Origin of the sequence: Aeromonas sp. BIGb0445 (assembly GCF_024809075.1) — a bacterium.
Taxonomy (GTDB): domain Bacteria; phylum Pseudomonadota; class Gammaproteobacteria; order Enterobacterales; family Aeromonadaceae; genus Aeromonas; species Aeromonas rivuli.
The window spans coordinates 38,994-63,986 of record NZ_JANUES010000011.1 but is presented as its reverse complement, the minus strand read 5'-3'; the positions used below and the strand labels follow the sequence as shown (position 1 = coordinate 63,986).

At 59.2% G+C, this 24,993-nt stretch carries 23 protein-coding genes; 19 read left to right on the top strand and 4 right to left on the bottom strand.

What is annotated here, in order from left to right; genetic code table 11:
• Window positions 1-12: 12 nt before the first annotated feature.
• Both recO and pdxJ read left to right on the top strand, forming a co-directional pair.
• A complete protein-coding gene (recO, locus tag M2367_RS17060; RefSeq protein WP_042042972.1) occupies window positions 13-723 on the top strand; it encodes a DNA repair protein RecO in 711 nt (236 codons plus the stop codon).
• A gap of 92 nt (window positions 724-815) precedes the next feature.
• On the top strand, window positions 816-1,553 hold the full coding sequence (gene pdxJ, locus M2367_RS17055; RefSeq protein WP_042042973.1) for a pyridoxine 5'-phosphate synthase: 738 nt from the start codon (window positions 816-818) through the stop codon (window positions 1,551-1,553).
• Window positions 1,554-1,837: 284 nt separating this feature from the next.
• On the opposite strand, the gene M2367_RS17050 is transcribed toward pdxJ, so the two are convergent.
• The 3 genes from M2367_RS17050 to barA form a co-directional block, all read right to left on the bottom strand.
• Window positions 1,838-2,746: an N-acetylmuramoyl-L-alanine amidase gene (locus tag M2367_RS17050; protein ID WP_310504081.1), complete on the bottom strand. Its 909-nt coding sequence runs from the start codon at window positions 2,744-2,746 to the stop codon at window positions 1,838-1,840.
• A gap of 3 nt (window positions 2,747-2,749) precedes the next feature.
• Window positions 2,750-3,229 carry a DUF1456 family protein gene (locus M2367_RS17045; RefSeq protein WP_042042974.1) on the bottom strand — a complete coding sequence of 160 codons (480 nt, stop codon included), beginning with the start codon at window positions 3,227-3,229 and terminating at the stop codon, window positions 2,750-2,752.
• Between the two features lie 84 nt (window positions 3,230-3,313).
• Window positions 3,314-6,028, bottom strand: a complete 2,715-nt coding sequence (barA, locus tag M2367_RS17040; RefSeq protein WP_224431231.1) for a two-component sensor histidine kinase BarA — start codon at window positions 6,026-6,028, stop codon at window positions 3,314-3,316.
• 461 nt (window positions 6,029-6,489) lie between these two features.
• Here barA and rlmD point away from each other — a divergent pair, with 461 nt between their 5' ends.
• The 14 genes from rlmD (at window position 6,490) to rpoS (ending at window position 21,142) form a co-directional block, all read left to right on the top strand.
• A complete protein-coding gene (gene rlmD / locus M2367_RS17035; protein WP_259237344.1) occupies window positions 6,490-7,812 on the top strand; it encodes a 23S rRNA (uracil(1939)-C(5))-methyltransferase RlmD in 1,323 nt (440 codons plus the stop codon).
• 153 nt (window positions 7,813-7,965) lie between these two features.
• Window positions 7,966-10,173 (top strand): GTP diphosphokinase, encoded by a 2,208-nt coding sequence (gene relA, locus M2367_RS17030; RefSeq protein ID WP_224431229.1) that lies wholly within the window; start codon window positions 7,966-7,968, stop codon window positions 10,171-10,173.
• A 60-nt stretch (window positions 10,174-10,233) separates the two neighbouring features.
• Window positions 10,234-11,037 (top strand): nucleoside triphosphate pyrophosphohydrolase, encoded by an 804-nt coding sequence (gene mazG, locus M2367_RS17025; RefSeq protein ID WP_259237343.1) that lies wholly within the window; start codon window positions 10,234-10,236, stop codon window positions 11,035-11,037.
• 141 nt (window positions 11,038-11,178) lie between these two features.
• Window positions 11,179-12,816, top strand: coding sequence for a glutamine hydrolyzing CTP synthase (gene pyrG / locus M2367_RS17020; protein ID WP_042042981.1), 1,638 nt, complete (start codon window positions 11,179-11,181; stop codon window positions 12,814-12,816).
• A gap of 91 nt (window positions 12,817-12,907) precedes the next feature.
• A complete protein-coding gene (gene eno, locus M2367_RS17015) occupies window positions 12,908-14,206 on the top strand; it encodes a phosphopyruvate hydratase (RefSeq protein WP_042042982.1) in 1,299 nt (432 codons plus the stop codon).
• Between the two features lie 174 nt (window positions 14,207-14,380).
• The gene (gene ftsB, locus M2367_RS17010) at window positions 14,381-14,689 is read left to right on the top strand and encodes a cell division protein FtsB (protein WP_042042983.1); all 309 of its coding nucleotides are present in this window, start codon (window positions 14,381-14,383) and stop codon (window positions 14,687-14,689) included.
• Window positions 14,679-15,410, top strand: a complete 732-nt coding sequence (gene ispD, locus M2367_RS17005) for a 2-C-methyl-D-erythritol 4-phosphate cytidylyltransferase (RefSeq protein WP_259237342.1) — start codon at window positions 14,679-14,681, stop codon at window positions 15,408-15,410. Before ftsB ends, ispD begins: the two co-directional genes overlap by 11 nt.
• A gap of 73 nt (window positions 15,411-15,483) precedes the next feature.
• Window positions 15,484-15,960 (top strand): 2-C-methyl-D-erythritol 2,4-cyclodiphosphate synthase, encoded by a 477-nt coding sequence (gene ispF, locus M2367_RS17000; protein ID WP_042042985.1) that lies wholly within the window; start codon window positions 15,484-15,486, stop codon window positions 15,958-15,960.
• Window positions 15,960-17,027, top strand: coding sequence for a tRNA pseudouridine(13) synthase TruD (gene truD / locus M2367_RS16995; RefSeq protein WP_224431225.1), 1,068 nt, complete (start codon window positions 15,960-15,962; stop codon window positions 17,025-17,027). Before ispF ends, truD begins: the two co-directional genes overlap by 1 nt.
• Window positions 17,028-17,087: 60 nt before the next feature.
• Window positions 17,088-17,834, top strand: a complete 747-nt coding sequence (gene surE, locus M2367_RS16990) for a 5'/3'-nucleotidase SurE (RefSeq protein WP_042042987.1) — start codon at window positions 17,088-17,090, stop codon at window positions 17,832-17,834.
• 4 nt (window positions 17,835-17,838) lie between these two features.
• On the top strand, window positions 17,839-18,456 hold the full coding sequence (locus tag M2367_RS16985) for a protein-L-isoaspartate(D-aspartate) O-methyltransferase (protein WP_042042988.1): 618 nt from the start codon (window positions 17,839-17,841) through the stop codon (window positions 18,454-18,456).
• Entirely contained in the window at window positions 18,453-19,034 is a 582-nt protein-coding gene (locus M2367_RS16980; protein ID WP_042042989.1) for a YqaA family protein, read from the top strand. The genes M2367_RS16985 and M2367_RS16980 overlap by 4 nt, the downstream gene beginning before the upstream one ends.
• A gap of 10 nt (window positions 19,035-19,044) precedes the next feature.
• Window positions 19,045-20,118, top strand: a complete 1,074-nt coding sequence (locus M2367_RS16975; RefSeq protein WP_259237341.1) for a peptidoglycan DD-metalloendopeptidase family protein — start codon at window positions 19,045-19,047, stop codon at window positions 20,116-20,118.
• Between the two features lie 46 nt (window positions 20,119-20,164).
• Window positions 20,165-21,142, top strand: a complete 978-nt coding sequence (gene rpoS / locus M2367_RS16970) for an RNA polymerase sigma factor RpoS (RefSeq protein ID WP_042042991.1) — start codon at window positions 20,165-20,167, stop codon at window positions 21,140-21,142.
• Between the two features lie 88 nt (window positions 21,143-21,230).
• Here the strand turns inward: rpoS and tsaD are convergent, their stop codons facing one another.
• On the bottom strand, window positions 21,231-22,244 hold the full coding sequence (gene tsaD / locus M2367_RS16965; protein ID WP_042042992.1) for a tRNA (adenosine(37)-N6)-threonylcarbamoyltransferase complex transferase subunit TsaD: 1,014 nt from the start codon (window positions 22,242-22,244) through the stop codon (window positions 21,231-21,233).
• Window positions 22,245-22,423: 179 nt separating this feature from the next.
• Between tsaD and rpsU the strand changes: the two genes are divergently transcribed.
• From rpsU to dnaG, 3 genes are all read left to right on the top strand, one after another.
• A complete protein-coding gene (rpsU, locus tag M2367_RS16960; protein ID WP_005309452.1) occupies window positions 22,424-22,639 on the top strand; it encodes a 30S ribosomal protein S21 in 216 nt (71 codons plus the stop codon).
• A gap of 14 nt (window positions 22,640-22,653) precedes the next feature.
• Complete coding sequence (locus M2367_RS16955; protein ID WP_042042993.1) at window positions 22,654-23,097, top strand: GatB/YqeY domain-containing protein; 444 nt, start codon at window positions 22,654-22,656, stop codon at window positions 23,095-23,097.
• A gap of 89 nt (window positions 23,098-23,186) precedes the next feature.
• Window positions 23,187-24,971, top strand: a complete 1,785-nt coding sequence (gene dnaG, locus M2367_RS16950) for a DNA primase (protein WP_042042994.1) — start codon at window positions 23,187-23,189, stop codon at window positions 24,969-24,971.
• Window positions 24,972-24,993 lie beyond the last annotated feature (22 nt).

Here is a 24,993-nt window from a genome sequence, read left to right as displayed (position 1 = left end):
GGTGATGATCGATTGCTGACACCGGCCTTCGTTATCCACAGTCGGCCCTATCGGGAGACCAGTCAGCTGGTCGAGGTATTTACCCAGGATAGTGGCCGATTTACCCTGGTGGCTCGCGGTTCTCGCGGGCCACGTTCCCCTCTAAAAGGGCTGCTGCAGCCTTTCTCCCTGCTCACCATTGCCTGGCGTGGCAAGGGGGATCTCAAAAACCTGACCGCAGTCGAGTGCCCGGACTACTCCCTGCGTCTGAGCGGCGACCTGCTGTTCTACGGTCTCTATCTCAACGAGCTGGTCTACTACCTGCTGGAAGCCCACACCCCCTTTCCCGAGGTGTTCGATGGCTATGCCCGCGCATTGATGGCGCTCACCGATGGCGAGACCCCCGAGTTGCCCCTGCGTCGTTTCGAGTTTCTGTTGCTGCAATCCCTTGGCTATGCGGTGGATTTTGAATATGCCGCCGACGATGAGAGCATCATAAGGCCCGAGTTATTGTATGGCTTCGAGCGCGAACTCGGTTTCGTGGCTTGCGAGCGCACGGCAGATCCCCGTACCCTGTTCCTTGGCGCTCACCTGCTGGCCTTCGCCGAGGGGCGTTTCGATAGCCCGGCACTGTTGCAGGCGGCCAAACGGTTCAGCCGCCTGGCGCTGCAACCCTACCTGGGGAAGCGGCAACTCAAGAGCCGGGAGCTGTTTATCAAGCGAAAGAGTAGCGTCTCGGCCTGAGGGATCATGGACTCTGTTCAGAGGCGGGTTGGCCCAAGGGCGACCGACCCGGTCCGTAGTGGATTTTTATACAGACTTTCAAGGAGTTGTTAATGAGCGATATCTATCTGGGCGTGAACATAGACCACATTGCCACCCTGCGTAACGCCCGGGGCACCCAGTACCCGGATCCGGTGCAGGCCGCCTTCGTCGCCGAGCAGGCAGGGGCAGATGGCATTACCGTTCACCTGCGCGAAGACAGACGCCACATTACCGACCGTGATGTCGAGATCCTGCGTCAGACCATCCAGACCAGAATGAACCTGGAGATGGCGGTGACCGAGGAGATGATCGAGATCGCCTGCCGTATCAAGCCGCATTTCGTCTGCCTGGTGCCGGAAAAGCGCACCGAGGTGACCACGGAAGGCGGTCTGGATGTGGCGGGTCAGCTCGATAAAATCACCGATGCGGTGCGTCGGCTGAGTGAGGTGGGTGCCAAGGTATCGCTGTTTATCGATGCGGATTATCAGCAGATAGACGCGGCCGTGGCGAGTGGTGCTCCCTTTATCGAAATCCACACCGGCCGCTATGCCGATGCTCCCACCGACAGTGAGCGCTGCGCCGAGTTCAAGCGCATCGCAGCCGGGGCTTCCTATGCCGCCGATAAAGGACTCAAGGTCAATGCTGGCCACGGCCTGCACTACCACAATGTTCAGGCCATCGCCGCCATCCCCGAGATCTATGAGCTCAACATTGGTCACGCCATCATAGGCCGTGCCGCCTTCGATGGTCTGGCTAAGGCGGTCGCCGACATGCGCGTCCTGATGCAGGAGGCGCGCGCTAGCGTCTGATACCCTCAATCGGCCACAGCATGTCTCTCGATGAACCGCCAGCGGGCTATCCCGCTGGCGGTTTCTTTTTTGGGGGAGGGCAGGGCTGGAGCTAGTCTGGCGCTCGGCATCAGGGATGCACCGGGTCGTATTTATCAAGCAGGGTCATCAGGGAGATGACCTGACTCGCGATTCAGGGATGCGCTGGATGGTACTTCTCAAGCAGGGCCATCAGGGAGATGACCTGACTCGCGACTCAGGGATGCGCTGGATGGTACTTCTCAAGCAGGGCCATGACTCGCGACTCAGGGATGCGTTGGATGGTACTTCTCAAGCAGGGCCATCAGGATGGCCTGACTCTCATTATCGGGTTCGCTATCGACTCTGGCCGCGCGAAAATGGAGCTGAAAGGCGCGCAGGGCATCCCGGCTTGGGGCGTCCCAATCACCGCTCTGGGGCAGGTCATAGCCATAGCGAGCAAGCGCCTGCTGCCAGCGTGCTGCATCCCAGCGCCCCTGGGGAGCCTGTTCCAGCTCGGCGTTCAATACCGCCACCCGCGCCTCATCGGGCCAGGCGCCCACCCCGTACTCCAGAGAGAGGCGCCGCCAGGGGAAACTAGGGCCGGGATCCAGCTTGCGGGTCGGCGCTATGTCGCTATGAGCCAGCACATGGGTCGGGGGGATGTGATAGCGCTCAACGAGATCTTGACTGAGCGCACCAACGGCGGCGATTTGCGCCTCGGTGAAGGCTTGCCAGTGGCGGGCATCAATCGGCAGTTGAGCCTCCTTGGTGTCGTAGCCCAGGTTCACGATCTCTATACCCAGCGAGCTGGCGTTAAGCCCGGCCTGGTTGTGCCAGCGACTGCGGCCCGCATGCCAGGCGCGCTGGCTGTCCGGTACTAGCTGATAGATGGGCAGGGGGCTGCGATCCGGGGCGCGGGGCACCAGATAGTGGGCGCTGACCTTGTAGGGGGATTGGGTGAGCAGGCGCAGGGAGTGGTCATCATCTTCATCCGTGTAGTGCAGGATCAGGAAGGCGATGCGGCCATCCTGGCTGGCGCTCTGATATTGGTGTTCGAGCCGATAGTGGGCGGGTTTGCAACCTTGCAGGACGAGGAGCACCAGCAGGAGGCTACAGCAGAGTACAAGGGGAGAGAGCGGCGCCGCGCTCCACCCCAGGGAGCGGATCTGGTGGGGGAGCGACGGCGCAGCCATGACTCAGCCGCGCAGCTGCGCAGTCAGGCCAAGCAGGAAGTTGCGCAGTATCTGATCGCCGCAATCCTGATAGTGTTTGTGATCCTTGGAGCGGAACAGGGCACTCAGCTCGGATTTGGAGAGCTTGAAGTCGGCGGCCTTGAGGGTTGCCAACATGTCATCTTCCTTGAAATTCAAGGCGATGCGCAATTTACGCAAGATAAGATTGTTGTTGATCCGGTTGGGGATCTGCTGGGGCGGCGCGTCTTCGCGTACACCACGGCGCACGACTATCATGCCGTCGAGGAACTGGCTGAGGGCAGCGTCAGGGCAGGCGACAAAACCGGCTTCCTGCTCTTCCCCTTCGGCGGCTTCTTTGAGCAACCAGCTGTGCAGCAGGGCGTGATCGACGGGCAGGTTGCCTTTGGCAAACATCTCGACCATCTGGTCGTTGCTGATGCTGAGGGCATAACGCAGGCGGCGCAATATATCGTTGTTGGTCATGATGACTCCTGTAAAAAAGCGGGCAACTGTACCACTTGCCGGAGGTGGCGTCAGAAAAAGCGGCCAGGACTGCGCCAGCTTCCCTTAAAGGTAGCGGGGCGCTTCGGCACGCACCTGCTCGATGGCGTCTTGCAACTCCAGTAACTCGGGTTCCAGTTCGGCCAGGACGGTGCCATCACGCAACTGCTGTTCGAGTTGGGAGAGCAGGCGCTGCAGGCCTGGCACGCCGGAATAGGCACAGCCGCCATTGAGCCTATGGATCTGATCCAGCACCTGTTGCTGTTCGGCCTCACCCCGGATAGCGGCATCCAGCAGGGGATCCAGCTCGTCGAAGCTTATCAGCAACATGGTCAGCATCTCTTTGGCCAGTTCAGGCTTGTTGGCCGCCTGACGCACGGCCAGGGTCCAGTCTATCTGCTGGATGGTACTGCTCTGGTGACGCCTGTGGGCGAAGTCCTTGATGAGTTGAGCCAGCATGCCTTCGTCGATGGGCTTGGCCAGGTAGTCGTCCATGCCCTGGCGGATCAGGCGCTCGCGCTCCCCCGGAATGGCGTGGGCCGTCACCGCCACTATGGGAGTCTCGGTATTGAGGGACTGACTGCGGATCACCTGAGTGGCACTGATGCCATCCATGATCGGCATCTGTATGTCCATGAAGATGATGTCAAAGCCCTGGCTCTGGGCCTGCTTGACCGCCTCCTTGCCGTTCTTGCACAGCACCACCTGGCTGACCATCTCCTTGAGCATGGCGGCAATCAGTTTGAGGTTGGCGGCATTGTCATCCACCGCCAGCACCCTGATGTCCTCAATCTGGCGGGGCGGGATCTGGGGCAGTGCCAAAGGCGCGTTGCTGACGGCCTCTGGGGAGAGCAGGGCATGGAGCAATTTGCGGTGATTGATGGGCTTGGAGAGACAATGTTGGGCCCCATGCTGGTGCATCTTCTCATACAACGCCGGCTCGTGGCTGCTCAGCAGCACGATGCGATTCTGCTGCCCCTTGAGATCGTCAAGGCGGGCCAAGACCGATTCTGTGCTGTGGCGCTGGCTGCTGCCAATCACCACTATGTCCTGGTCGGTGATGGTGGGCCAGGGGGCATTGGGCTCGACCAGCACGACATCCAGCAGCCACTCCTTCAGCAGGGCGCACAGAGAGGCCTGAGCGAAGGGATCCGCCTCCAGCAACCAGACGCGTCTGCCACGGATGCGGTCCAGCGGCAGCTGATCGGCCTGGGGCAGGGGCGAGACTTCCAGATCCAGGCTGAAGGTGAATACGGAGCCCTGTCCGAGCTCGGATTCGAAGCGGATGAGGCCGCCCATCTGCTGCACCAGTTTCTGGGTGATGACCAGGCCCAGGCCGGTGCCCCCATAACGTCGGGAGATGGAGGAGTCGGCCTGGTTGAAGGCCTGGAACAGTTGGCGCTGCTGATCCGGCGAGATGCCGATACCGGTGTCGCGGATCTGCACATTGAGGCGGAATGTGCCTTGGTGCAGGGGGCCGCTCTGGCTGATGTGGACATCCACGTTGCCCTGCTCGGTGAACTTGATGGCGTTGCCTGCCAGGTTGGTGATCACCTGTTGCAGCCGCATGGGATCGCCGGTGAGATGATCCGGCACCTCGGTATCGACGCGCAGTGAGAGCTCGAGCTGCTTGTCGTGGGCGCTCGGGCCGAGCAGGTGCATGGTCTCGTTGAGGGTGTCGCGCAGGCTGAACGGGATATGCTCGAGTTGCAGCTTGCCCGCCTCCAGCTTGGAGAAGTCGAGGATGTCGTTGATGATGCCGAGCAGGTTGCGGGCCGACTTCTCTATGGTCTGCATGTAGTCGGTCTGACTCGGGGTCAACGCCGTCTTGAGCAGTTGGCGGGTGAAGCCGATGACCCCATTGAGCGGGGTGCGCAGCTCGTGAGACATGTTGGCGAGGAACTCGGATTTGACCCTGGCCGCCTCCTGAGCCCGCTTCTTGGCCATGTCGAGCTCGACGTTCTGGATCTCTATCTGTTCAAGCGTCTCACGCAGGTCTGAGGTGGCTTGATCGATATTCTGCTGCATCTCCTCGTGATATTCGGAGAGCGCCTTGGCCATGGCGTTGATGCCATTTTTCAGCATGTCCAGCTCACCGGTAAGCTGGCCGCTGACCCGGGTATCGAGCCGCCCTTCCCTGATTTTGTGCACCGCCTTCACCATGTCAGTGATGGGCTGAGTCACGCTCTTGACCAGTCGGAAGCCGAACAGGGTACTGACGGCGAGGCCGATCAGCACCATGACCACCGCGAAGAAGGTATCGCGATATTGCAAGATCATGGCCCTGTCGGTGGTCATCTGCATCGAGATATAGCCAATGACGGGGGGCTCGACATCGCTGGGCAGCGGGAAGCCATCCAGGCTGGTTTCGGCCTGGATCGGGGTGCGCAGGATGATGTCGTCCCCATAGAGGGTGACGCTGGTGAGTTCGGGTATGGTGCTGCCATCCGGCAGCCGCAGCCGGGTGAAGTCGCGGTGATAGTTGGACGTCACGAACAACTGGTTGTCCTGGGTAAAGACGGCGATGGACTTGATGAGCGGTGAGTTCTTGCGGTGAGTCAGGCCAATCAGTCGTTTGAGGGACTCACGACTGTGCTGGGTCATGCCATATTCACTGGCGATGGCCAGGGGCTCTATGATGTTGATGCCCTGATCGATGAGATTGTTTTCCAGCTGCTGATAGCGGTGGAAGGTGAAATAACCCGCCATCAGGCCGCCAATGATCAGGGTCGGCAATATGGTAAAGGCCAGCACACGGGCTCGAAGGCCGTACTTGGTCATGCGGATGATCCCCCGATGAGCAGGCTGGGCAAGATTGTCAATGACACGACACGGGCTCGAAGGCCGTACTTGGTCATGCGGATGGTCCCCCGATGAGCAGGCTGGGCGAGATTGTCAATGACACGGCATGAGCGCGAAGGCCGGACTTGGTCATGCGGATGGTCCCCCGATGAGCAGGGTGGGCGAGATTGTCAATGACACGGCATGAGCGCGCAGGCCGGATTTGGTCATGCGGATGGTCCCCCGATGAGCAGGCTGGGCGAGATTGTCAATGACACGGCATGAGCGCGCAGGCCGGATTTGGTCATGGGAATAGTCCCCCGAAGCGCCGGGTAGGCAAGAGGGTGAGCGACGGTGCGCGGGCCCGCAGGCCGGATTTGGTCATACTATTATTCTTGTGGGACAATAGCCTGCTGCAGATTCCACAATCATGACATAGCCACCTATAGGCACCAAGTTTTATGGCCCAGTTTTTCAAGCCCCAAAAGAAATCCACCCAGCTCCAACGTATTGAAATTACGGTAGACAGTCTGGACCACCACTGCGTCGGCATCGGCCGTCATCAGGGGAAAGCCGTCTTCGTGGAAGGGGCCCTGCCCGGTGAACGGGTCAAGGTACGCCTCACCGAGGACAAGAAACAGTACGCGCATGCGATCTTGCAGCAGGTGGTGAGCCCGGCCGAGAACCGTATCGTGCCTTTCTGTGGCCATTATCGCGAGTGTGGTGGCTGCAACGCCCAGCATCTGAGCGGTGCCGATCAGCTCGCCGCCAAACAGGCCGGGCTGGTTAGCCTCTTTTCCCGCCTGAGCAACATCCAGGCCCCTGAGCTGGCCCCCGCCCTGGCAGGGGAGTCCCGTGCCTACCGCCGGGTCTGTCGCCTGGCCATCAAGTTTGACAAGAATGGCCGCTGCACCCGGCTTGGCTTTCGCCGTCGCCAGTCCAACGACCTGGTCGAGATAGGCAGCTGCCCTGTGCTGGCAGACCCCCTCTCGGTGTTGATTGCCCCGCTGCGCGCTTGCCTGAACGGGCTCAAGAGTCAGCGCGAACTGGGCCACGTAGAGCTGATCCAGGCTGAGCAGGGAGTGCTCATGTTGCTGCGTCACACCGGTCGGCCAAACGAGATGGATCGCGCCCTGTTGCTGGCATTTGCCGAGGAGCATGGCATCGACCTCTATCTGCAGGCGGCAGATGAGCAGATAGAAGCGCTAAGTCAGCGGTTTGCCCCCTCTTATCAACTAGATGGCCTGGCTCTTGCATTCGCTCCCGGTGATTTTATCCAGATCAATGGTGGCATCAACCAGGCCATGGTGGCCCAGGCCATCGACTGGCTCGGGGTGGGGGCCGGGGACAAGGTGCTGGATCTGTTCTGTGGCATAGGCAACTTCACCCTGCCGCTGGCTCGCAAGGCCCGGGAAGTGGTCGGGGTGGAAGGGGATCTTGCCATGGTGGCGCGCGCCACTCAGAACGCCGAGCGCAACGGTATTGGCAATGCCCGCTTCTACAAGGCGGATTTGAGCGGCGATATCGCCGGCATGTCCTGGGCGAGGGAAGGCTTCGATCTGGTGCTGCTGGATCCCGCTCGCCCCGGCGCCTTGGCCGTGATGGAGCATGTAGTGAAACTTTCCCCTAAGCGGGTGGTCTATGTCTCCTGCAATCCGGTCACCCTGGCTCGGGACAGCAAGGTGCTGATCGAGGGGGGCTATCGCCTGAGTCAACTCGGCATGCTGGATATGTTCCCGCACACAGGCCATCTCGAATCCATGGCGTTGTTCGAGCTGGGGTGATTGCAGTAATCTGATACCTCGCCAAGGAGGACAACCACAGCCGGGCAGTATCTCCGGCTTGAAATTCGGTTGTTGCATCCCCATTTGAGGCGAGTCTCGTCAAAGTGCGGGGGCAGGCGTCAGCCTGGGCCCCAATAATTAAGGATTGATACCATGGTTGCGGTTCGCGATATTCATTTGAAAGACAACTTCACCCTGGATGAGTGGATACGTTCCCTCTCCCTCGGTGAAGCTGAGAAAGACCAGCTGCGAACCGTATACCAGTATTGCGTGAGTCAGGGCGAGGAGGGGCTTACTTCCCGGCTGTTGGTGCGCGGCGTGGAAATGGTGGGCATCTTGATGATGCTCAACATGGACGTCGCCACCCTCAAGGCCGCCATCCTTTACCCCTTCGTCGAGACCGGCCTTATCCCGGCGGCCCGGATGGAAGAGGATTTCGGCACCAAGATCGCCAAGTTGGTGGAAGGGGTGCTGGAGATGGAGGCCATTCGCTCCCTGCAGACCCTGCATCGCAGCGAAACCTCACCGGAGCAGGTCGACAATGTGCGGCGCATGCTGCTCGCCATGGTCGAGGACGTGCGCGCCGTGGTGATCAAGCTGGCGGAGCGGATAGCCTGTCTGCGCGAAGCCAAGCTGGCGGATGAAGAGACCCGGGTGCTGATGGCCCAGGAGATCACCAACATCTATGCACCGCTCGCCAATCGGCTCGGCATAGGTCAGCTCAAGTGGGAGCTTGAGGATCTCGCGTTTCGCTACCTGCACCCGGAGACCTACAAGCAGATCGCCAAGCAGCTCGACGAGAAGCGCCTGGACCGCGAGCGCTACATCCGCGAATTCGTACAATCCCTGCGCGATGCCTTGCAAGAGGCCGGGGTCGAGGCCGAGGTCTATGGCCGTCCGAAACACATCTACAGCATCTGGCGCAAGATGCAGAAGAAGCACCTCGAATTCAACGAACTGTTTGACGTGCGCGCGGTGCGGGTTGTCACCAAGCGGTTGCAGGACTGCTATGCGGCGCTGGGCATAGTACACACTCACTTCCACCATATTCCCCGTGAATTTGACGACTATGTTGCCAACCCCAAGCCCAACGGTTATCAGTCCATCCACACGGTGGTCGTGGGCAACGAGGGCAAGGCGGTGGAGATCCAGATCCGTACCGACCAGATGCACCAGGATGCCGAGCTCGGCGTCGCGGCCCACTGGCGTTACAAGGAAGGGGCCCAGGTTGCCAAGACCACCACTTTCGAAGACAAGATCGAGTGGTTGCGCAAGCTGCTCGCCTGGCAGGAGGATCTCTCCGAGAGCGGCTCCCTGCTCGAAGATCTGCGCAGTCAGGTGTTCGAGGACAGGGTCTATGTGTTCACCCCGAAAGGGGATGTCATCGACTTGCCGGCGGGCGCCACGCCCCTCGATTTTGCCTATCACGTGCACAGCATGATCGGCCACCGCTGCATAGGTACCAAGATAGATGGCCGGATAGTGCCCTTTACTTACACCTTGCAGACCGGGGATCAGGTCGAGGTGATCACCCAGAAGGAGCCGAACCCGAGCCGGGACTGGATGAACCCCAATGCCGGTTTCCTGCGTTCGAGCCGGGCCCGCGCCAAGGTCGCCACCTGGTTCCGCAAGCTGGACAGGGACAAGAATGTCGCCGCCGGCAAGGAGCTGCTCGATAAAGAGCTGGACAGGCATAACCTGACCCTCTCCAAGGTGGACAAGCAGGCGCTGGAGCGCTTCAACGCCGAAGAGCTCGACGATTTGCTGGCGGGCATTGGCAGCGGTGATATCCGCATCAACCAGCTGCTCAATTACCTCGATACCCGCTACAACAAGCCATCGGCGGAAGAGGAAGATCGCCGCCTGTTGGCGAAGCTGGAGCAGAAGGCCAATACGCCCTTCCGCACCAAGCCCAAGGATCACATCGTCGTGGAAGGGGTGGGTAATCTGATGACCCACATCGCCCGCTGCTGCCAACCGATCCCCGGAGACGCCATCCAGGGCTTCATCACCATGGGCCGTGGCGTCTCGATCCACCGGGATGACTGCGAGCAGCTCAAAGAGTTGTCTCGCCGCAATCCTGAGCGACTTATCGATGCGGTCTGGGGTGAGAACTACTCCGGCGGCTACGGCCTGACCATCCGTATCCTCTCCAACGACAGATCTGGCCTGCTGCGGGACATCACCACAGTGCTCGCCAACGAGAAGATCAACGTGATGGGGGTGCGTTCGCGCTCCAACGTCAAGGATCAGACCGCCGAGATCGATATGGAGCTGGAGATCTACAACATCAACGCCTTCAACCGCGCCCTGGCCAAGCTCAGCCAGCTCAACGACGTGATCAGTGCCAAGCGCCTCTAAACTCCGCTGACCGGCCCGTGTGGCCGGTCACTCTTTTGACGAATCGAAAGCGAAGACCCCATGTCCAATACCCAAGGCTACGACCTGCCCCGACTGCTCGAAATAATGGCTCAACTGCGCTCCCCGCAGGGCGGTTGTCCCTGGGATCTCAAGCAGAGCTTCCGGACCATAGTGCCCCACACCCTGGAGGAGGCCTATGAGGTGGCCGATGCGATAGAAACCCGGGATTGGGAAGGATTGAAGGGCGAACTCGGCGATCTGCTGTTCCAGGTGGTGTTCTACGCCGAGCTGGGCAAGGAGCAGGGGCTGTTCGATTTCGCCGATATCGTCGCTACGGTGAGTGAGAAGCTGATCCGCCGCCATCCTCATGTGTTCGCCGATGCAGACCTGAATGACGAACAGGTAGTCAAGCTGAACTGGGAGGCGGAGAAGGCCAAGGAGCGGGCTGCGCTAGATAAGTCGAGCGTGCTCGATGATATCCCCCTCGCCCTGCCAGCCCTGAGCCGGGCTGCCAAGATCCAGAAGCGCTGCGCCACAGTGGGGTTTGACTGGAAGACCCTCGGCCCCGTGGTGGACAAGATCCACGAGGAGATCGACGAGGTGATGGAAGAGGCGTTGATGGCGGATGTGGACGAGGCGCGGGTCAGCGACGAGCTCGGCGATCTGCTGTTTGCCACCGTCAATCTGGTCCGTCATCTGGGCAAGGATCCCGAACAAGTGCTGCGCGGCGCCAATGCCAAGTTCGAGCGCCGCTTTCGCCAAGTTGAGCACTTTATCGCCGCAGAAGGGCTCAAGATGACCGATTGTTCCCTGGAAAAACTCGATGCCGCCTGGGACAAAGCCAAGCAAACCGAGCAAAGTTGATTTGGCGCAAGGCGTGCGGTGCCCGGGCCTGATAGATTTTTGTTCATTGTTTGGGAGAGGGGGTTTTGGTATACTGTTTCCCCGTCCTGCTTCATCCCCGAAGCACCCCTTAAAAATCCCTAAACTTCTTTCAGGTTCAGCATGACGACAAAATATATTTTTGTAACTGGTGGCGTTGTTTCATCCCTCGGCAAAGGCATTGCCGCAGCTTCTCTGGCAGCCATTCTGGAAGCCCGTGGTCTGGATGTGACCATCATGAAACTGGACCCCTACATCAACGTGGATCCGGGCACCATGAGCCCGACCCAGCACGGTGAAGTGTTCGTAACCGAGGACGGGGCCGAGACCGATCTGGATCTGGGCCATTACGAGCGTTTCATCCGCACCAAGATGACCCGTCGCAACAACTTCACCACAGGCCGTATCTACGCCGACGTGCTGCGTAAAGAGCGCCGTGGCGATTATCTGGGTGCCACCATCCAGGTTATTCCGCACATCACCAATGCCATCAAGGAGCGGGTGATTGCCGGTGCCGAAGGCCATCAGGTGGCCATCGTCGAAGTGGGCGGCACAGTGGGCGATATCGAATCCCTGCCGTTCCTCGAGGCCCTGCGTCAGCTGGCGGCAGAAGTGGGTCGCGACAGCGCCATGTTCATGCACCTGACCCTGGTCCCTTACCTGGCGGCTGCCGGTGAGGTCAAAACCAAGCCGACCCAGCACTCCGTCAAGGAGATGCTCTCCATCGGTATCCAGCCGGATGTGCTGATCTGCCGCTCCGACCGTGCCATTCCGGCCAACGAGCGTGCCAAGATAGCCCTGTTCTGCAACGTGCCGGAGCGCGCCGTCATCTCCATGAAGGACGTCGACTCCATCTACAAGATCCCGGCCCTGCTGCGCTCCCAGAACCTCGACAACTACTTCATCGAGCGTTTCGGTCTGGTGTGCAAAGAGGCGGATCTGTGCGAGTGGGAACAGGTTATCTATGAAGAAGCCAACCCGACTGCCGAAGTGACCATCGGCATGGTGGGCAAGTATGTCTCCCTGCCCGATGCCTACAAGTCCGTCAACGAAGCACTCAAGCACGGTGGTCTCAAGACCCGGCTGTCGGTCAATATTCGTTACATCGACTCTCAGGACATCGAGACCCGCGGTGCAGAGCAACTGGAAGGCCTGGACGCTATCCTGGTCCCGGGTGGCTTCGGCGAGCGCGGCGTGGAAGGTAAAATTCTGGCCGCCAAGTATGCCCGTGAGAACAAGATCCCGTATCTGGGTATCTGCCTCGGCATGCAAGTCGCGCTGATCGAGTTTGCGCGCAACGTCGCTGGCCTGGAAGGGGCTCACTCCTCCGAATTCAAGAAAGATTGCGCTTATCCGGTCGTCGGCCTCATCACCGAATGGGTTGATGAAGAGGGCAATGTCGAGACTCGTACCGAGAAATCCGATCTGGGTGGCACCATGCGTCTGGGTTCCCAGCTCTGCCACCTGGTCGAAGATTCCAAGGTGCGTCAGATGTACGGCAGCCCGACCATATACGAGCGTCACCGCCACCGTTATGAGGTGAACAACAAGCTGTTGCCGCAGATTGAAGCGGCGGGTTTGAAAGTGACCGGTCTCTCCGCCGACAAGAAATTGGTGGAAATTATCGAGATCCCGGATCACCCTTGGTTCGTGGCGGCGCAGTTCCACCCGGAGTTCACCTCGACTCCCCGTGATGGTCACGCCCTGTTTGCAGGCTTTGTTAAGGCCGCTGGTGAGTATCAGAAGCGCAATTTGAAGTAATTGAAAATCAAACGCGGTTGAGGCAATGTGCCACAACCGCTTTTTTTGAAATGCCTTTTGTTGTTTTTTTACGAAACCTGAGGAAATACACATGTCCAAGATCGTTAAAGTGATCGGTCGTGAAATCATCGACTCCCGTGGTAACCCGACCGTTGAGGCCGAAGTTCATCTGGAAGGTGGTTTTGTTGGTATGGCAGCCGCTCCGTCTGGCGCCTCCACCGGTTCCCGCGAAGCGCTGGAACTGCGTGACGGCGACAAGAGCCGTTTCCTGGGTAAAGGCGTGCTGAAAGCCATCGAAGCCGTCAACGGCCCGATCGCCCAAGCGCTGCTGGGTAAAGATGCCAAGGATCAGGCCGCTATTGACCAGATCATGATCGATCTGGACGGTACCGAGAACAAATCCAAGTTTGGCGCCAACGCCATCCTGGCCGTCTCCCTGGCCAACGCCAAAGCCGCCGCCACTGCCAAGGGCCTGCCGCTGTACGCTCACATCGCCGAGCTGAACGGTACCCCGGGTGTTTACTCCATGCCGCTGCCCATGATGAACATCATCAACGGTGGTGAGCACGCCGACAACAACGTCGACATCCAGGAGTTCATGATCCAGCCAGTTGGCGCCAAGACCCTGAAAGAAGCCATCCGCATGGGTGCCGAGGTCTTCCACAACCTGGCCAAGGTGCTGAAGTCCAAAGGTTATGCGACTGCTGTTGGTGACGAAGGTGGCTTCGCGCCTAACCTGAAATCCAACGCCGAAGCGCTGGAAGTGATCGCCGAAGCCGTTGCTGCTGCTGGTTACAAGCTGGGTAGCGACATCACCCTGGCCATGGACTGCGCAGCTTCCGAGTTCTACGACGCCGAGAAGAACGAGTACAACCTGAAGGGCGAAGGTCGTATCTTCACCTCCAACGAGTTCTCTGACTACCTGGCCGACCTGACCACCAAGTTCCCGATCGTCTCCATCGAAGATGGCCTGGACGAATCCGACTGGGACGGTTTTGCCTACCAGACCAAAGAGCTGGGTAGCAAGATCCAGATCGTGGGTGACGACCTGTTCGTAACCAACACCAAGATCCTCAAGCGCGGCATCGACAACGGCATCGCCAACTCCATCCTGATCAAATTCAACCAGATCGGTTCCCTGACCGAAACCCTGGCTGCCATCAAGATGGCCAAAGATGCTGGCTACACCGCCGTCATCTCCCACCGTTCCGGTGAGACCGAAGACGCGACCATCGCCGACCTGGCGGTAGGTACCGCTGCTGGCCAGATCAAGACTGGTTCCATGAGCCGTTCTGACCGTGTTGCCAAGTACAACCAGCTGATCCGTATCGAAGAAGCCCTGGGTGCCAAGGCTCCGTTCCGCGGTCTGAAAGAAGTGAAAGGTCAGTAATTTCTGCCTGCACTTCAGCGTCACGCTGTTGAAAGCCCCGCCATCTGGCGGGGCTTTTTTATTTTTAGCGCCAAGCTGGCGCTTTTCATCAGCGGCCGGGCCAAGATGCATCTGCTTTCTTTTGTCTTTCCCACGAATATGGGAAACTAGGCCGCTTGGAAGGAGACCCAGTGCATGCGGCTATTCACCCTGATCCTGTTCCTCCTGTTGGGGGGCTTGCAATATCACCTCTGGCTGGGGAAAAACGGCCTGTCCGATTACCATGAAATGTCCAATGCCATCGATCAGCAAGAGCAGGACAACCTGGCGCTTAAAGATCGTAATAGTCTGATTTATCGTGAGATTGACGATCTGACTTCGGGCCTTGAAGCCATCGAAGAGCTGGCGCGCAACGATCTCGGTTATATCAAGCAGGGAGAGACCTTCTACCGGATCATCCCAAACAAGAAGGATGAGCCTGCTGGCGGCGACGATGATGAATAACTGTCCCCCGGCGCCGTTCGGCTTGACGGCCGTGGTGCCTGCTGCCGGCATAGGTAGCCGCATGGGGGCCGAGTGCCCCAAGCAGTACCTGTCCCTGGCTGGCAAGACCATTTTGGAACATACCCTGCTCCGGCTGCTGGCCCATCCGGCTATCACCCACATAGTGCTGGCACTGGCCCCCGATGACCGTTGGTTCGAGACCCTGGCGCTGGCTCGGGATCCCCGTATTCTGCGGGTATCCGGCGGCAGTGATCGTGCTCGTTCGGTACTCAATGCCTTGCATCAGGTGCAGAGTGACTGGGTACTGGTCCACGATGCTGCCCGTCCCTGTCTCACCTCGGCGGATATCGATGCGCTGCTTGCGGTTGGTCTGACCCCGGACGGTGCCATTCTTGGCTCCCGGGTGCGCGACACCATGAAGCGCAGCGACGAGGCGGGCAACATCATCGCCACCGTGCCACGGGAAGCTCTCTGGCATGCGCTCACCCCCCAGCTGTTTGCGACCCGAGCCCTCAAAGGGGCGCTGGAGGAGGGGCTGGCGCTAGGTGCCCTCATCACTGACGAAGCGTCAGCCATGGAGCGGGCCGGGCATGTGCCACGCATGGTTGAAGGGCGTGCCGACAATATCAAGGTGACCCGGCCCGAGGATCTCGCCCTGGCCGGGCTGTTTTTACGCCAGCAGCAAGATGAGCTGGCCACTAGGAGTAAGGAGCAGCCATGATCCGCATCGGCCACGGTTTTGATGTACATAAGTTTGATGGGGCAGGTCCCTGCATGTCAGGAGGGCGTCAAGCATGATCCGCATCGGCCACGGTTTTGACGTACACAAGTTTGGCGGGGTTGGCCCCTGCATGCTGGGCGGTGTCGCCGTGCCCTATGAACAGGGGTTGCTGGCTCACTCGGATGGCGACGTGGTATTGCACGCGGTGAGCGATGCCCTGCTCGGTGCCATAGGTGCCGGCGACATTGGCCGCCATTTCCCCGATACGGCGGCGCAATTCAAAGGTATTGATAGCCGTATCCTGCTGCGGGATGTCTTTGTGCGGGTACGGCAGGCGGGCTATGTCATCGGCAATCTGGACGTGACCATCATTGCTCAGGCCCCCAAGATGGCGCCCCATATCGAGGCCATGTGCGCCGTACTGGCCGCCGATCTGCAATGTGAACTGAACCGGGTGAACGTCAAGGCGACCACTACCGAACAACTGGGCTTTACGGGGCGCAAGGAAGGCATAGCCACCGAAGCCGTCGTCTTACTGGTGAAACAATAATGTCGCAACAACTCGCATATCTGCACGGTACCCCAGAGGCCCGTGGCATTCTCAAGGCCCAGGCCAGTGATTTCGTGGTGGTCGAGGATCTCGGCTTCGAGCCTTGCGGCGAGGGGGAACATATCTTCGTGCGAGTGCGCAAGACGGGCGAGAACACTGCCTGGGTGGCGGGCTTGCTGGCCGATGCCGCCGGGGTCAATCGCAATGCGGTGACCTGGGCTGGCCTCAAAGATCGCCATGCGGTGACCGAGCAGTGGTTCGGTATTCACCTGCCGGGCAAAGGTGCGCCGGACCTGTCGGTGATCGAGAGCGACAGCATCCAGATCCTGCAGGCCAAGCGCCACAACCGCAAGCTGCGGGTCGGTTACCTCAAGGGCAACCACTTTCGTCTGCGTCTGACTGCCCTGGAGCAAGCTGACAGTCTGGTGTCTCGCCTGCAGGCCATCGCCGCGCAGGGGGTGCCGAACTACTATGGTGAGCAGCGCTTCGGTCGGGGTGGCAGCAATCTGGACGCGGCCAAGGCGATGTTTGCCGGCAAGCGGATCAAGGATCGCAACAAGCGTTCTCTTTACCTTTCTGCTGCGCGCAGCATGCTGTTCAATGTTATCGTCAGCGCCCGCGTCGAGCAGGGATTGGCTAGCGAGTTGCTGGCCGGGGATTGCGTGATGCTCAAGGGCAGCCACTCCATCTTCAGTGAAGAGAGCGTGACCCCTGAACTGGCTGCGCGTCTGGCCTCAGGCGACGTGCAGCTGACCGCCCCTCAGTGGGGGCGTGGCCGTCTGGCGAGCCAGGGCGCCGCCGCCGAATTTGAACAGGCGGCGTTGGCCCCTTATCACGACTGGTGTGATGGCCTGGAGAAGGCCGGGCTGGATCAGGACAGACGTCCGCTCTTGCTCAAGCCGGAATCCATGAGCTGGACGTTGGATGCCGAGGCCCTGACCCTCTCGTTCTTCCTGCCGGCCGGCGCCTTTGCGACCAGCGTGGTGCGCGAATTGATGCAGGCTGAAGAGGCCGATCATGGGGTCAGGAATCAGGCAGATGGCAATGATGCGCCCTCTGTGGAATAACGACGTGGCAGCGGTGGCCTCTCGGCCCTCCCTTGTTTGATGGTTTCAGGAAGAGCACAGATGCGCATTCTGGTGAGTAACGATGACGGTGTTCATGCCGAGGGCATTCATGCCTTGAGCGAGGCGCTGCGCAGCTGCGGCGAGGTGATAGTGGTCGCGCCGGATCGCAATCGCAGCGGTGCGAGTCACTCCCTGACGCTGGAGACACCTTTGCGGGTCAGTTGTATCCCGCAAACCGGTTATCATGCGGTCAAGGGCACGCCGACCGACTGCGTGCACCTGGCGGTCAACGAACTGGTACGCCCCGAACCCGACATGGTGGTGGCCGGGATCAACCACGGTGCCAACCTGGGTGACGATGTCATCTATTCGGGCACGGTCGCTGCGGCGACCGAGGGGCGCCACTTGGGTTACCCCTCCCTGGCGATCTCCCTGGTGGGCCGGACGCATTTTGCCTCGGCCGCTCACTACGCCGTCCAGCTGGTCAAAGGCTTGATGCAGTTTCCGCTGCCGGCCAATCAGATCCTCAACGTCAATGTGCCCGACCTGCCCCTCGCCGAGATCAAGGGCATCAAGATCACCCGGCTCGGCAATCGCCACCGGGCCGAGTCAGTGATCCGCGCCCAGGATCCTCGCGGCCAGACTATCTACTGGATTGGCCCGCCCGGCTCGCAACAAGATGCGGGCGAGGGCACGGATTTTGCGGCTGTCGAACAGGGCTATGTCTCTATTACTCCCTTGACCATCGACATGACTGCTCACGGCAGTCTGGCCGGGTTGGGGGCATGGTTGGAACAACAGGGATGAAGGTGTGATAGTACAGCGCCTTTTAAATCAGCTTATTGCCCAGGGCGTCAGCGACTTTCGTGTACTCGCCGCGCTCGCCAAGGTGCCACGCCAGCTGTTTGTGGATGAGGCCATGGCCCATAAGGCCTGGGATAATACCGCCCTGCCCATTGGCCAGGGGCAGACTATTTCCCAGCCTTACATGGTGGCGCGGATGACAGAGTTGCTGATGCAAAACGATCCGGCCCATGTGCTGGAGATTGGCACTGGCTCTGGTTATCAAACTGCGGTGCTCGCCAACCTGGTTGAACAGGTCTATACGGTAGAGCGGATCAAGTCCTTGCAGTTCCAGGCGAGACGCAGGCTCAGGCAGCTGGATCTGCACAATGTCTCGGCCAAACATGGCAATGGCTGGCTCGGTTGGCCGAGCAAGGGACCCTTTGATGCCATTTTGGTGACCGCGGCGGCGAGTGAAGTGCCGACTGCCCTCACCGATCAACTGGCCGATGGCGGCCGCATGATTTTACCGGTAGGGGACAGTCATCAGACCCTGCAACTTATCGAACGCAACGGTTCCCAGTTGACCAGTCGAGTCCTGGAGCCGGTGCGTTTTGTGCCCCTTATTGACGGAGATGTTGAGTGAAGCTGTTTTCTCGCCTGTATGTGTTGGTGATGCAGTGGGCCCGCCATAAATATGCCCCCTATTACCTCTCGATCACCGCCTTCATCGAGTCAATCTTCTGGCCCATTCCGGTTGATGTGATGCTGGCGCCCATGGCGCTGGCCAAGCCGCACAAAGCCTGGCACTACGCGGCCCTGGCGACCTTCTTCTCAGTGTTGGGGGCCGTGGTGGGTTATGGTCTGGGTTATGCACTCTGGGATCCCGTGGTGCAGCCTCTGGTGGTCTCCGTCGGTTATCAGGACAAGATTGCCCTGGCCCAGCACTGGTTTGAACAATGGGGGATCTGGGTCATTTTCATTGCCAGCTTCACCCCCATCCCCTACAAGGTATTTACCGTGACGGCAGGGTTGCTCCATATGGCACTCCTTCCCTTCATCATCACCTCTCTCATCGGGCGCAGCATGCGTTTCTTCCTGGTGGCGGGTTTGATGCGTTGGGGTGGTGAGCGGATGGAGCAAAAGCTGATGCACTATGTCGATCTGCTTGGCTGGATCTGTATCGCCCTGGCTGTCGCGGCCTATTTCTGGTTTAGTCGTTAAGGATATTTTTATGAATGGGCATATATGGCGGGGGTGTGCCGTTACCCTCTTATCCGGTTTGTTGGCAGCCTGTTCTTCCAGCACAACCCCAGCGCCGGTACAGGGGTTGTCAAGCGAGGGCTCGGTGCGCGCGGTGCCAAGCCGGCAGGGAAGCATAAGCAAACCGACGATTTCGGGGCGCAGTTACACGGTCAAGCGTGGCGACACCCTCTACTCCATCGCATTCAATGCGGGTAGCGACGTGCCCTCCCTGGCCAACCTGAATGGCATAGGTGCGCCCTATAACATACATCCAGGCCAGGTGATCCGGCTGGATGGCGCCGAAGGCAGTCCGGTGATGGTCAGCAGTACCAGCAGCGGGAGCGCCGCGCGTACCTATCAGGTGCGCCGTGGTGACACCCTGAGCAGCATAGGCCGCCAGTTTGGTGTCGCCAATCAGACCCTGGCACAGCGTAATAACTTGAGTGCGCCCTACAATCTGAACGTCGGCCAGACCCTCAATGTGGGCGGTTCGGCAGCCGCATCCGGTACCACCATGGCGGTGGCAAGCAGCCGCCCAACCAGCACTGCGACCACCCCGGTCAGCACAGGTACGACCAGCGCATTTGTGACCAATAAAAGCGTTGCCCAGCCTGCTCCAAAAGCATACGCTGGCATCTCAGTACAAAATAACAACAGTGTCACACAGAACAATAACAATGCCTCATCATCGCGCCTCGCCTGGCACTGGCCCGCTCAGGGTCGGATAGTCGAAGGCTTCTCTGTCGCTGAACAGGGAAACAAGGGTATAGACATCGCTGGCCAGAAGGGGCAACCCGTCTACGCCGCCAGTGGCGGTAAAGTGGTCTATGCCGGAAGCGCATTAAGAGGCTATGGCAAGCTTGTCATCCTGAAACATGACGACGACTACCTCTCGGCCTATGCACATAACGATGCGCTGCGAGTCCGGGAAGGAGATGTGGTCAAGGGTGGAGCTGTTATTGCCGATATGGGAAGCACGGATGCGCCGGATGTGCGCTTGCACTTTGAAATCCGGTACCGAGGCAAGTCGATCAATCCAATGGGATACTTGCCAAAGCGTTAACCCCAGAGCGTAGTGCTAACTCTGGTTCAGGTCAGGGAGACACACCATGAGCCAAGAACAACTGGTTATGCAGGATGCAGAGTTCGATGAGGAGCTGGAGGTTGAAGAGGCTGAAGTGACAGAGACGGCGACAGCCGACACCGAGGAGTCTATCTCCGAAGAGTTGTTGGCGCCGGATCTGCACAAGGTAATGGATGCCACCCAGCTCTATCTGGGAGAGATAGGATTCTCTCCCCTGCTCACCGCCGAAGAAGAGGTTTATTACGCCCGTCGTGCCCTGCGCGGCGACAAGGCGGCTCGCAAACGCATGATTGAATCCAATCTGCGCCTTGTGGTCAAAATTGCCAGACGCTACAACAATCGTGGCCTGGTGCTGCTGGATTTGATTGAAGAGGGCAACCTCGGCCTTATCCGTGCCGTGGAAAAGTTTGACCCAGAACGGGGTTTTCGCTTCTCGACCTATGCCACCTGGTGGATCCGCCAGACCATAGAACGGGCCATCATGAATCAGACCCGTACCATTCGCCTGCCCATCCACGTGGTCAAGGAACTCAACGTTTACCTGCGTACCGCCCGTGAACTGTCCCACCGCCTCGACCATGAACCCACGGCCGAAGATATCGCCTTTGCCCTGGATCGCTCGGTCGCCGACGTCAATCGCATGCTCAAGCTCAACGAGAAGATCACTTCGGTCGATACTCCGATAGGTGGGGATCGTGACAAGGCGCTGCTCGATGTGCTGTCCGATGAACGCGGCATGGGTCCCGAGCTGGAGTCCCAGGAAGATGACATGCGCAGCAGCATAGTCCACTGGCTGGAGGAGCTGAATCCCAAGCAGCGCGAGGTGCTGGCACGCCGTTTCGGTTTGCTCGGTTATGAGCCTGCCACCCTGGAAGATGTCGGGGCCGAGATTGGCCTGACCCGGGAGCGGGTTCGCCAGATCCAGGTCGAGGGCTTGCGTCGTCTGAGAGAGATCATGGTGGGGCAGGGGCTCTCTATCGAGGCGCTGTTCCGCAGCAATTAGCGGCGTGCCGGTGAGGGATCGCCGGTAAAGCAACAGATGCAAGAAGGGGCCTCGGGGCCCCTTCTTCTATATGTACCGCCAGCGTGATTCAAACCGGTTGCAGCGTATCCAGCGGCCAGCGTGGCACCGCCTTGACCTCCAGTGGTTCAAACACGCCAGCTTTGAGTCGCTGCATGCCCGCGTAGGCAATCATGGCGCCATTATCGGTGCAGTATTCGGGGCGGGGGTAGAAGACCTCCCCCTTGAGAGTTGCCATCAAGTCGGCCAGCTGGGCGCGCAGATGGCGGTTGGCACTGACACCGCCGGCCACGACCAAGCGATTCAGCCCTGTCTCTTTCAGGGCGCGGCGACACTTGATGGCCAGGGTATCGACCACGGCATCTTCGAAGGCGCGGGCGATATCGGCGCGGGTCTGCTCATCATCCCCTTGTGCGGCTATGGTGTTGGCGGCGAAGGTTTTGAGACCGGAGAAACTCATGTCGAGCCCGGGGCGGTCGGTCATGGGGCGCGGGAACTTAAAGCGCCCGGTGACGCCCTTCTCTGCCAGCCTGGAGAGCAGGGGGCCACCCGGATAATCGAGCCCCATCAGCTTAGCGGTCTTGTCGAAGGCCTCGCCGGCGGCGTCATCAATGGATTCACCGAGCAGTTGGTAACGGCCAATGCCATCGACCCGCACCAGCATGGAGTGACCACCGGAAACCAGCAGTGCCACGAAGGGGAACTCGGGCGCCGTCTCTTCCAGCATGGGCGCCAGCAGATGACCTTCCATATGATGCACGGCGATGGCAGGTTTGCCCCAGGCCATGGCCAGGGAGCGGCCTATGGTCGCACCGACCAGAATGGCGCCGACCAACCCGGGACCTGCGGTGTAGGCGATGCCATCGATGTCATCCTTGCCAAGGCCAGCTTCCAGCAATGCCGCCTGGATCAAGGGGATCGTCTTGCGAACATGATCCCGGCTGGCGAGTTCGGGGACGACGCCACCGTAGTCCGCATGCAGCTTGACCTGGCTGTATAACTGATGGGAAAGGATCCCTTTTTGATCGTCGAAGATCGCGATCCCGGTTTCGTCACAGGATGTCTCTATGCCCAATACACGCATTGCTAAAAAATTTCACTGCTAAAATGAGACGGCTATGGTAACCTTCGCGGGTTTTTTAAACCAGAGCGATCTCTGCGGGTTTACTTTTATTCCCTGTCCAGAGTATAATTTCGCACCATTTTAAGACATGCTGATCGACTGATGATCAGCTAACAATTTATCACTGAGGTGAAAGGCACATGCCAGTAATCAAAGTCCGTGAAAATGAGCCGTTTGACGTTGCTCTGCGTCGCTTCAAGCGTTCTTGCGAAAAGGCCGGTATCCTGTCTGAAGTTCGTAGCCGTGAGTTCTACGAGAAGCCGACTACTATCCGTAAGCGCGCCAAAGCGTCTGCCGTTAAGCGTCACGCCAAGAAGCTGTCTCGCGAAAACGCTCGTCGTATCCGCCTGTACTAATTAGAGTTTCTGCCATGTCTCTGAAAGATCAGCTCAAGGATCAACAAAAACTCGCCATGCTTGCCAGAGATAAGGCTCGCTTGGGGACGATTCGTTTGCTGATGGCCGAGATAAAACAGCGTGAAATTGATTCCCGTATTGAGCTAAATGATGAGGATATCCTCGCTGTCGTGACCAAGATGGTCAAACAGCGCCGTGATTCCATCAGCCAATATGAGGCCGCTGGTCGCCAGGATCTCGCCGATGTCGAAGCCGCCGAGATCCAGGTGCTGCAGGAGTTCCTGCCGCAACAGCTGACCGCTGCCGAAATTGAAGCCCTGATAGTGCAAGCCATCGCCCAGAGCGGTGCTGCCGTCATGGCCGATATGGGTAAAGTCATGGCTGTCTTGAAGCCAAAAATTCAGGGACGCGCCGATGTCGGTGCCGTCAGCGCGTTGGTGAAAACCCGCCTGGCGTAATAGGCAGAGCCCTTGTTGGTCGAAAGAAGCCGTGCTTCCCTGGGAATGCGCGGCTTTTTTTATTTTTTCTCTCATGAAACAGGATGGTTATGGCAGGCCGGATCCCGCAATCTTTCATCGATGATCTGCTCGCTCGTACCGATATTGTCGAGCTGATCGACTCCCGGGTACGACTGAAAAAGGCCGGCAAGAATTATCAGGCTTGCTGCCCATTCCATAACGAAAAGAGCCCCTCCTTCACCGTCAGTCAGGAGAAGCAGTTCTATCACTGTTTCGGCTGTGGCGCCCATGGCAATGCCGTTGGCTTTGTCATGGAGTATGACGGCCTCGAATTCCCTGATGCCATTGATGAACTTGCCAGCATGCAAGGCATGCAGGTACCCCGCGAGCAGAGTGGCAGTGGCGCTGCCGGATCCCAGCCTGCGGTCAGCAAGGATCTGTTTGAGCTGATGAACCAGATTGCCCGCTTCTATGAGAGCAACCTCAAGAGTGCGCCACAAGCGGTGGAGTACCTCAAAGGACGAGGGCTCAACGGCGAGGTGGTCAAGCGCTTCAACATTGGTTACGCCCCGGGAGATTGGGATCAGGTCAGGCGGCGTTTTGGTGCCAGTCGGGATCATGAGCAGTTGTTGATCACCGGTGGCATGCTGATCCCCCGTGACAGCGGTCCGGGCAGCTATGATCGTTTCCGCGATCGCATCATGTTCCCCATTCGTGACAAGCGGGGCCGGGTCATCGGCTTCGGTGGCAGGGTGCTGGGGGAGGGTACGCCCAAATATTTGAACTCTCCCGAGACGCCTATCTTCCATAAGGGCCGCGAGCTGTTTGGTCTCTATGAGGTCAAGCAGGCCCATAAAGAAGTACGCCGCGTCCTGGTGGTGGAAGGCTATATGGATGTGGTGGCCCTCGGCCAGTTCGACATCGACTATGCGGTGGCCGCGCTAGGGACGGCCACCACTAGCGATCACATTCATACCCTGTTTCGCACCACGGCCGAGGTGGTCTGCTGTTACGACGGTGACAAGGCCGGACGTGAAGCGGCCTGGCGGGCGCTGGATAATGCCCTCTCTCATCTGCAGGATGGTCGCGAGCTCAAGTTCGTGTTTCTGCCCGATGGCGAGGACCCCGACTCTCTGGTGCGCCAGATAGGGAAAGAAGGCTTTGAACAGTTGCTGGATCAGGCGCAGCCTTTTGCAGACTTCATGTTTGAGCGCCTGGCCCGGGATGCGGCACTCTCCGGCGAAGCGGGCAAGTTCGAGGTGGCCAACAAGGCTGCCGAACTGATACGTCGCGTCCCGGAAGGCTTCACCCGCGAGGGACTCATAACTCGACTCTCCAGCATGATGCGCTGGGGGGAAAACCAGCAGCGGATCACCGAACTATTCTCTCGCCATACCCCATCCAAGGTGGAGCAGGCTAAGCCGCACCGGGGCAAGCTGACCCCTCTGCGCCGGGCACTGGCGCTCATGGTGCAATACCCAGGCATCACCGCCGAACTACCAGCCATGCCGGAGCTGGCGGGGCTCAGGTTGCAAGGCATTGGCTTTTTGCTCAAGCTGCATCAGCAGATCCTGGCGCAACCCGGCATTACCACGGGCATATTGCTCGAGCACTGGCGTGGTACGAAAGAGGGGGAGATCCTTGCCCAGCTCGCCATGCATGACTTGTTCGAAATCCAGCTCGAACGTGAGCCTGATATCCTGGGGGAGTTGCAAGACACCTTTGTCGGCTTCATCAACCAGTTCTTGAAGCAGCGGATAGAAGAGCTACAGGCTAAGGTGGCCCAGCAGGGACTCACTGCCGAGGAGACCCAGGAGCTGATGATGCTGATCAGAGAGGTACAAAGTGAGAAAAGAAATGATATCGGGGCTTGATATTTGAGTGGTTGGTCCCAAT

What these genes read in the sequence shown, in the direction of transcription:
- pdxJ (WP_042042973.1), top strand. Translation starts at nt 816, where the DNA reads ATGAGCGATATCTATCTGGGCGTGAACATAGACCACATTGCCACCCTG.
- M2367_RS17050 (WP_310504081.1), bottom strand. Translation starts at nt 2,746, where the DNA reads ATGGCTGCGCCGTCGCTCCCCCACCAGATCCGCTCCCTGGGGTGGAGC.
- M2367_RS17045 (WP_042042974.1), bottom strand. Translation starts at nt 3,229, where the DNA reads ATGACCAACAACGATATATTGCGCCGCCTGCGTTATGCCCTCAGCATC.
- barA (WP_224431231.1), bottom strand. Translation starts at nt 6,028, where the DNA reads ATGACCAAGTACGGCCTTCGAGCCCGTGTGCTGGCCTTTACCATATTG.
- rlmD (WP_259237344.1), top strand. Translation starts at nt 6,490, where the DNA reads ATGGCCCAGTTTTTCAAGCCCCAAAAGAAATCCACCCAGCTCCAACGT.
- relA (WP_224431229.1), top strand. Translation starts at nt 7,966, where the DNA reads ATGGTTGCGGTTCGCGATATTCATTTGAAAGACAACTTCACCCTGGAT.
- mazG (WP_259237343.1), top strand. Translation starts at nt 10,234, where the DNA reads ATGTCCAATACCCAAGGCTACGACCTGCCCCGACTGCTCGAAATAATG.
- pyrG (WP_042042981.1), top strand. Translation starts at nt 11,179, where the DNA reads ATGACGACAAAATATATTTTTGTAACTGGTGGCGTTGTTTCATCCCTC.
- eno (WP_042042982.1), top strand. Translation starts at nt 12,908, where the DNA reads ATGTCCAAGATCGTTAAAGTGATCGGTCGTGAAATCATCGACTCCCGT.
- ftsB (WP_042042983.1), top strand. Translation starts at nt 14,381, where the DNA reads ATGCGGCTATTCACCCTGATCCTGTTCCTCCTGTTGGGGGGCTTGCAA.
- ispD (WP_259237342.1), top strand. Translation starts at nt 14,679, where the DNA reads ATGATGAATAACTGTCCCCCGGCGCCGTTCGGCTTGACGGCCGTGGTG.
- ispF (WP_042042985.1), top strand. Translation starts at nt 15,484, where the DNA reads ATGATCCGCATCGGCCACGGTTTTGACGTACACAAGTTTGGCGGGGTT.
- truD (WP_224431225.1), top strand. Translation starts at nt 15,960, where the DNA reads ATGTCGCAACAACTCGCATATCTGCACGGTACCCCAGAGGCCCGTGGC.
- surE (WP_042042987.1), top strand. Translation starts at nt 17,088, where the DNA reads ATGCGCATTCTGGTGAGTAACGATGACGGTGTTCATGCCGAGGGCATT.
- M2367_RS16975 (WP_259237341.1), top strand. Translation starts at nt 19,045, where the DNA reads ATGAATGGGCATATATGGCGGGGGTGTGCCGTTACCCTCTTATCCGGT.
- rpoS (WP_042042991.1), top strand. Translation starts at nt 20,165, where the DNA reads ATGAGCCAAGAACAACTGGTTATGCAGGATGCAGAGTTCGATGAGGAG.
- tsaD (WP_042042992.1), bottom strand. Translation starts at nt 22,244, where the DNA reads ATGCGTGTATTGGGCATAGAGACATCCTGTGACGAAACCGGGATCGCG.
- rpsU (WP_005309452.1), top strand. Translation starts at nt 22,424, where the DNA reads ATGCCAGTAATCAAAGTCCGTGAAAATGAGCCGTTTGACGTTGCTCTG.
- M2367_RS16955 (WP_042042993.1), top strand. Translation starts at nt 22,654, where the DNA reads ATGTCTCTGAAAGATCAGCTCAAGGATCAACAAAAACTCGCCATGCTT.
- dnaG (WP_042042994.1), top strand. Translation starts at nt 23,187, where the DNA reads ATGGCAGGCCGGATCCCGCAATCTTTCATCGATGATCTGCTCGCTCGT.